At 41.7% G+C, this 5,270-nt stretch carries 7 protein-coding genes and 1 tRNA gene; 6 read left to right on the forward strand and 2 right to left on the reverse strand.

What is annotated here, in order from left to right; translation table 11 throughout:
* From NTV63_02545 to rnz, 4 genes are all read left to right on the forward strand, one after another.
* Positions 1-1,590: DNA polymerase II large subunit (locus NTV63_02545; protein ID MCX6709812.1), on the forward strand; the 1,590-nt coding region annotated here is incomplete at its 5' end.
* A gap of 147 nt (positions 1,591-1,737) precedes the next feature.
* Positions 1,738-2,145, forward strand: a complete 408-nt coding sequence (locus NTV63_02550; GenBank protein MCX6709813.1) for a translation initiation factor IF-2 subunit beta — start codon at positions 1,738-1,740, stop codon at positions 2,143-2,145.
* Positions 2,146-2,150: 5 nt separating this feature from the next.
* Complete coding sequence (locus NTV63_02555) at positions 2,151-2,450, forward strand: DUF424 family protein (GenBank protein MCX6709814.1); 300 nt, start codon at positions 2,151-2,153, stop codon at positions 2,448-2,450.
* A 62-nt stretch (positions 2,451-2,512) separates the two neighbouring features.
* Positions 2,513-3,406, forward strand: coding sequence for a ribonuclease Z (gene rnz, locus NTV63_02560; GenBank protein ID MCX6709815.1), 894 nt, complete (start codon positions 2,513-2,515; stop codon positions 3,404-3,406).
* On the opposite strand, the gene NTV63_02565 is transcribed toward rnz, so the two are convergent.
* The gene (locus NTV63_02565; protein ID MCX6709816.1) at positions 3,403-3,636 is read right to left on the reverse strand and encodes an NFYB/HAP3 family transcription factor subunit; all 234 of its coding nucleotides are present in this window, start codon (positions 3,634-3,636) and stop codon (positions 3,403-3,405) included. The two genes, rnz and NTV63_02565, sit on opposite strands and share 4 nt — an antisense overlap.
* A gap of 65 nt (positions 3,637-3,701) precedes the next feature.
* Between NTV63_02565 and NTV63_02570 the strand changes: the two genes are divergently transcribed.
* Both NTV63_02570 and NTV63_02575 read left to right on the forward strand, forming a co-directional pair.
* Entirely contained in the window at positions 3,702-4,418 is a 717-nt protein-coding gene (locus NTV63_02570; protein ID MCX6709817.1) for an RNA methyltransferase, read from the forward strand.
* A gap of 19 nt (positions 4,419-4,437) precedes the next feature.
* Positions 4,438-4,509: transfer RNA gene (locus NTV63_02575), tRNA-Ala, on the forward strand.
* A gap of 161 nt (positions 4,510-4,670) precedes the next feature.
* Here the strand turns inward: NTV63_02575 and NTV63_02580 are convergent.
* Positions 4,671-5,000, reverse strand: a complete 330-nt coding sequence (locus NTV63_02580; protein MCX6709818.1) for a hypothetical protein — start codon at positions 4,998-5,000, stop codon at positions 4,671-4,673.
* Positions 5,001-5,270: the final 270 nt, after the last annotated feature.

Genomic DNA, 5,270 nt, shown 5'->3' on the forward strand with positions numbered 1-5,270 from the left:
ACCCTCTTCCCAGTAGGCGAAGAAGGCGGAAAGATGAGAAGCTTCCAACAGGCAATGGACAAGAAAACCGTTGTTGCAGAGCTTCCGATATTCATATGCCCAAAATGCGGAAACAAAACAATATTTCCCGTATGTGAAAACTGCGGCGAAAAGGCGAAAATGCTCTATTTCTGCGAGCAGTGCGGAGACATTGAAAAACCAACATGCCCGCACGGAAACGCACTGCATTTCAAGAAGCAGATTATTGACATAAACCACTATATGAGCTCTGCAATGTCAAAATTGGGAATAAAAGTCCTCCCTGACCTCATAAAGGGAGTAAGGGGGACATCCAACAAGAACCACCTTCCCGAGAATCTTGCAAAGGGAATCCTGCGGGCAAAGCACGAGATTTACGTGAACAAAGACGGAACAACAAGATATGACATGACTGAACTCCCGATAACCCATTTCAGGTCAGGAGAGATAGGAACATCCATAGCAAAAATGAAGGAGCTCGGGTATGAAAAGGACATTTACGGAAAAGAGCTTGAAAATCCAGAGCAGCTTCTTGAGATAAAGCCCCAGGACATAATCCTTCCAGGAGCCCAGTACTCAATGGATCTGCCTGCAGATGAAGTTCTTCTGAGAATATCACATTTTGTAGATGAAATGCTTTCAACATTATACGGGCTTAAGCCGTTTTACAATTTCAAGACAAGGGAAGACCTGATAGGAACACTTGTAATAGGGCTTGCTCCGCACATCTCTGCAGGAATAATAGGGCGGGTAATCGGATTCTCAAACACGCAGGGCTGTTTTGCGCATCCCCTGTGGCACGCAGCCCAAAGGAGAGACTGCGACGGAGATGAAAACTGCGTTATCCTTCTTATGGATGCGCTCATTAATTTTTCAAGGCAGTATCTTCCAGACAAGAGGGGTTCAAGAACAATGGATTCTCCCCTTGTTTTAACATCAAAAATAGTTCCTGCAGAAGTTGATGACATGGTGCAGAAGCTTGATGTGGGAAGCTCATATCCCCTTGAGTTCTACGAGGCATGCGAAAAATACCAGATGCCAGGAACAGTAAAGATGGATACTCTTGCAGGGCGCTTAGGGACAGAAAGGCAGTATGAGGGCATGCATTTCACCCACGATGTAAAAAGCATGAATTCAGGGGTGACATGCTCTGCATACAAGACAATACCATCGATGGAAGAAAAGCTCATCGGGCAGATGCAGCTTGCAGAGATGATAAGGGCAGTTAATGCATCTGACGTGGCAAGGCTTGTGATTGAAAAGCATTTCATGAAAGACATAAAAGGAAACCTCAGAAAGTTCTCAATGCAGCAGTTCAGGTGCGTAAGCTGCAACGCAAAATACAGGAGGCCGCCCCTTTCAGGAATATGCACAAAATGCGGAGGAAAGCTGATTTTCACAGTTTCAGAAGGATTTGTCCTGAAATACCTTGAACCCAGCATCAGCCTAGCAAAAAAATACAATGTTCCCCAATACCTCAAGCACAGCCTTGAACTTGTCAAAAGAAGGGTGGAAGGGGTTTTCGGAAAAGACAAGGAAAAGCAGGAAGGGCTCGGAAAATGGTTCGGATAGAGTTTTTTTTTGAATAATTCAAACAAATAATCTATTTCTTCTTTAGTATAATCGCCGATTTTGCATTAAAATTCTGATTTGAAGCAATTTAATACGCAGCAGATTCTTTAGAAACCTTTAAATATTGAGAGAGATGCCCCAAAAGTCATGGATTACGAAGATATGCTTGAGCGGGCAAGGAAAAACATACCTGAATCGCTTCTCAAATCAGAAAGGTTCGAGATTCCAAAAGTTGTCGGGCACATACAGGGAAACAGGACAGTAATAAGCAATTTTTACGCAATAGCAACCACTCTGCGCAGGGAGCCGGAGCATCTTCTCAAATTCGTTTTAAGGGAGCTTGCAACTCCGGGAGAGATAACCAGCAGCAGTTTCATAATCGGAAGAAAGATTTCAGCGGAAATGATAAACCAGAAGATAGAGCAGTATGCCCAGACATTTGTAATCTGCAGGGAATGCAAGAGGCCAGACACATCTATCATAAAGGAAAAGGAAGCAACATTTCTAAAGTGCCAGGCGTGCGGGGCAAGATATCCTGTTGAAACACTGAAGTAAGGAAAATGATTCTTAAAATTCACAGGGCAGAAGGAAAGTCCATAATTGCACTGTCAGATGATTCCCTCGCAGGTAAAAAATTTGAGGAAAACGGGCTGCAGCTTGACCTTTCAGCGGATTTTTACCGTGGGGAAAAAGCAACAGAACAGGAAATCATTGATGCAGCAGGGAAGGCGTACACCGTAAATATAGTTGGAAAAGAGTCAATTTCATTCGCAGTAAAGAAGGGCATGATTGAAAAAGGCAGGGTCAGGGAAATAGCGGGGATTCCGTATGCATACTGCCTGATAATGAGAGAAGACTGATTCTAAAAAATTTCTGGCAGAAAAACAAAGATATTTATACACTTCCTCTCTACAAAAAAGACATGGCAGAAATAGTTTTTTTGGGAACATCAAGTATGGTCCCCACAAAGGAAAGGAATCATTCGGCAATATTCTTCAGCCACAATTCAGAAGGCATTCTCTTTGACTGCGGGGAGGGAACCCAGAGGCAGCTCAAGATTGCAGGGATAAATCCCAACAGGATAAATAAAATTCTTTTGAGCCACTGGCACGGCGACCACGTGCTTGGGCTTCCGGGATTGCTTCAGACGCTTGCATCAAACGGCTATGACTCCAAACTGCAGATATTCGGGCCAAAAGGCACAAAGAGCAACATAAAGCACCTGTTCAAGGCATTCTACTTCCTCAACAAGCTTGACCTGGAAATAATTGAGGTGAAGAAGAAAAAATTCTTTGAAAACAGCGAGTATTCCCTTGAGGCATATTCCCTTGAGCACAAGGTGCCGTGCCTCGGCTTCAGGTTTGTGGAAAAGGACAAAAGAAAAGTTGAAATGGCAAAGGCAAAAAAACTCGGGCTTTCAGAAGGGCCGCTCATCGGGGAGATTCAGGAAGGAAAAACAATAGTTTTCAACGGCAAAAAGATAACACCGTCAATGATAACATACATGCAGAAAGGAATTATCATTGGATACATATCTGACACAAACAAGTGCAACAGCTGCCTCTCTATTGCAAGGGATGCTGATGTTCTGATATCTGAAGCCACATTTGGAATTGGGTTTGATGAGAAGGCAGAGGAATACACACACATGACTGCAAAAGACGCAGGAATGATTGCATCAGGCGGAAACGCAAAGAAGCTTATACTCACGCACTTCAGCCAGAGATACAAGTCAACTGACGAGATTTTGGAAGAGGCGCAGAACTACTTTGCAAACACAATCTGCGCATATGATTTCATGAAGGTTACTGTCTAAATAAAGAGAACTCTTGACATTTCTTCCCTTACCTTTTTCACATCCACATCCTTCAAGGTAACTCTGCCCGCGTGTTCAGCATAGCTTATGGATTTTCTTGCGATTTGCTTGGAAACCTCCTCTATGAAGTCAGACATGGCAGATTTCGCAGCATCAGAAACCCTGATTTTTGGATTAACATCCTTCACGATTTTTTCCATAATTGCAAGCGGAATGTCTGCCCTCGCCATTAATACCACCTCATAACTTAAAAACCAAATCTTTTTATTTAAATCTTTCTGATTTAACAAGAATAATGATAACAATAGTTTTAGTGGAGCCAGAAAACCCCAAAAACATAGGCGCTGCTGCAAGGGCAATGAAAAACTTCGGCTTTTTCAGGCTTATCCTTGTGAACCCCAAATGCAGTTATCTTGGAGATGAGGCAAAAAAAGTCAGCAAGCACGCATTTGACATCCTGAAAAAAGCAAAGGCAGAAAAGAGAATTCCAGCAGATTTTGACTGCATTATCGCAACAACATCAAGATTCGGGGGAGAGAAAAACATAATAAGAGCCCCAATAACCCTTGAAGAGGCCTCTGAAAGAATAAGAAAAAACAGCAAAAGCAATATTGCAATACTCTTTGGAAGGGAGGGCTCAGGACTTACAAATTCTGAAATAAGAAAATGCGACTTTGCAATCACCATACCAACTTATGAAAAATATCCTGTGATGAACCTTTCGCACTCAGTTGCAGTTGTGCTCTATGAAATATCCAAGGCAGGGCTTTCAAGAAGGGTAAAGAAGAGGATTCCTGATGCAAAGAAAGAGGAGAAGAAAGCGCTGCTTTCTGAAATAGGAAAGGCAATTAAAATTCTGCCTTTTTCAGATGCAAGGAAGAGGGAAACCCAGAAGATTGTCTGGAAAAGGGTGATTGGAAAGTCAATGCTGTCAAAAAGCGAGGCATACGCCCTTTTCGGATTCTTCAGGAAGATTAAGGAAAAAACAGATAAATTAAAAAAACAGCGCTGAATTACTCTAAAATACAAACGGGCCGGTAGTTAAACGGTATAACGCTGCCTCCGCAAGGCAGAGGCTCCGGGTTCGATTCCCGGCCGGTCCATATTTCTATGGGTTCTGCAGGAAAGAATTTTATCCTGCCGGTATTGCCGTGCCATTTTGCTGTGCAAAAATGGCACTTGCGTTTTTCCATTAATGCTTTTCTAAAGGATTATTCGATTCCCGGCCGGTCCATATTTTATGATTTTTTCCATTAATTTTTTTTTAATTCTTTTTTAATTCCGTCTTTAATCTGCTGATTTTTCTTATCAGTTCTCCATCTGGGTTTGCCATTGCATTTTTTCCAAGCCGGTAATAATTCCTTTCAGAAACATTTCCCCAGCTGTATTTTCCTTCTGTTTTTTCAGTTCTGGAAATCTCAATCTCATCAAGCGCAACTCCTTTTTCAAGATTGTAATATATTGAGCGCATGGTTATTTTTGGAAAGAGGTTTTTGTAATACTGATAAATCTCATAGCCGTAAGCCTCTTTTATCACATATAAAATGTCAATTATCCTTTCCCTTATTTCTGATTTAACAGGGCGCCCCATCATCTTACATGATTTGGCACCCTCTCTTTATATTTTTTGTCAATATTGAAAATAAATGCCGGAAAGCACAAACATATTTAACCATAACCTGATTTTTCATTTTCCATGCAGGAATACCTTTTTGTTTTTTCAGGGGAAAACCCTGAAATTGCATTTGCAGAGCTTTATGAAGTTTCATCTCTGATTCTTAAAAAATTCAGGGCAAAAAAGGAAGGAGAAAGAACAGTAATAATATCAATAAATTCAGGTGCAGATGAGAAGATAAGGGAAATC

It is taken from the genome of Candidatus Woesearchaeota archaeon, assembly GCA_026394965.1.
Classification (GTDB): Archaea; Nanobdellota; Nanobdellia; order Woesearchaeales; family 0-14-0-80-44-23; genus JAPLZQ01.

Bases quoted from the DNA above. Each gene is read 5' to 3' on its own strand.
- NTV63_02550 (MCX6709813.1), top strand. From the start codon at position 1,738: ATGGATTACGAAGATATGCTTGAGCGGGCAAGGAAAAACATACCTGAA.
- NTV63_02555 (MCX6709814.1), top strand. From the start codon at position 2,151: ATGATTCTTAAAATTCACAGGGCAGAAGGAAAGTCCATAATTGCACTG.
- rnz (MCX6709815.1), top strand. From the start codon at position 2,513: ATGGCAGAAATAGTTTTTTTGGGAACATCAAGTATGGTCCCCACAAAG.
- NTV63_02565 (MCX6709816.1), bottom strand. From the start codon at position 3,636: ATGGCGAGGGCAGACATTCCGCTTGCAATTATGGAAAAAATCGTGAAG.
- NTV63_02570 (MCX6709817.1), top strand. From the start codon at position 3,702: ATGATAACAATAGTTTTAGTGGAGCCAGAAAACCCCAAAAACATAGGC.
- NTV63_02580 (MCX6709818.1), bottom strand. From the start codon at position 5,000: ATGATGGGGCGCCCTGTTAAATCAGAAATAAGGGAAAGGATAATTGAC.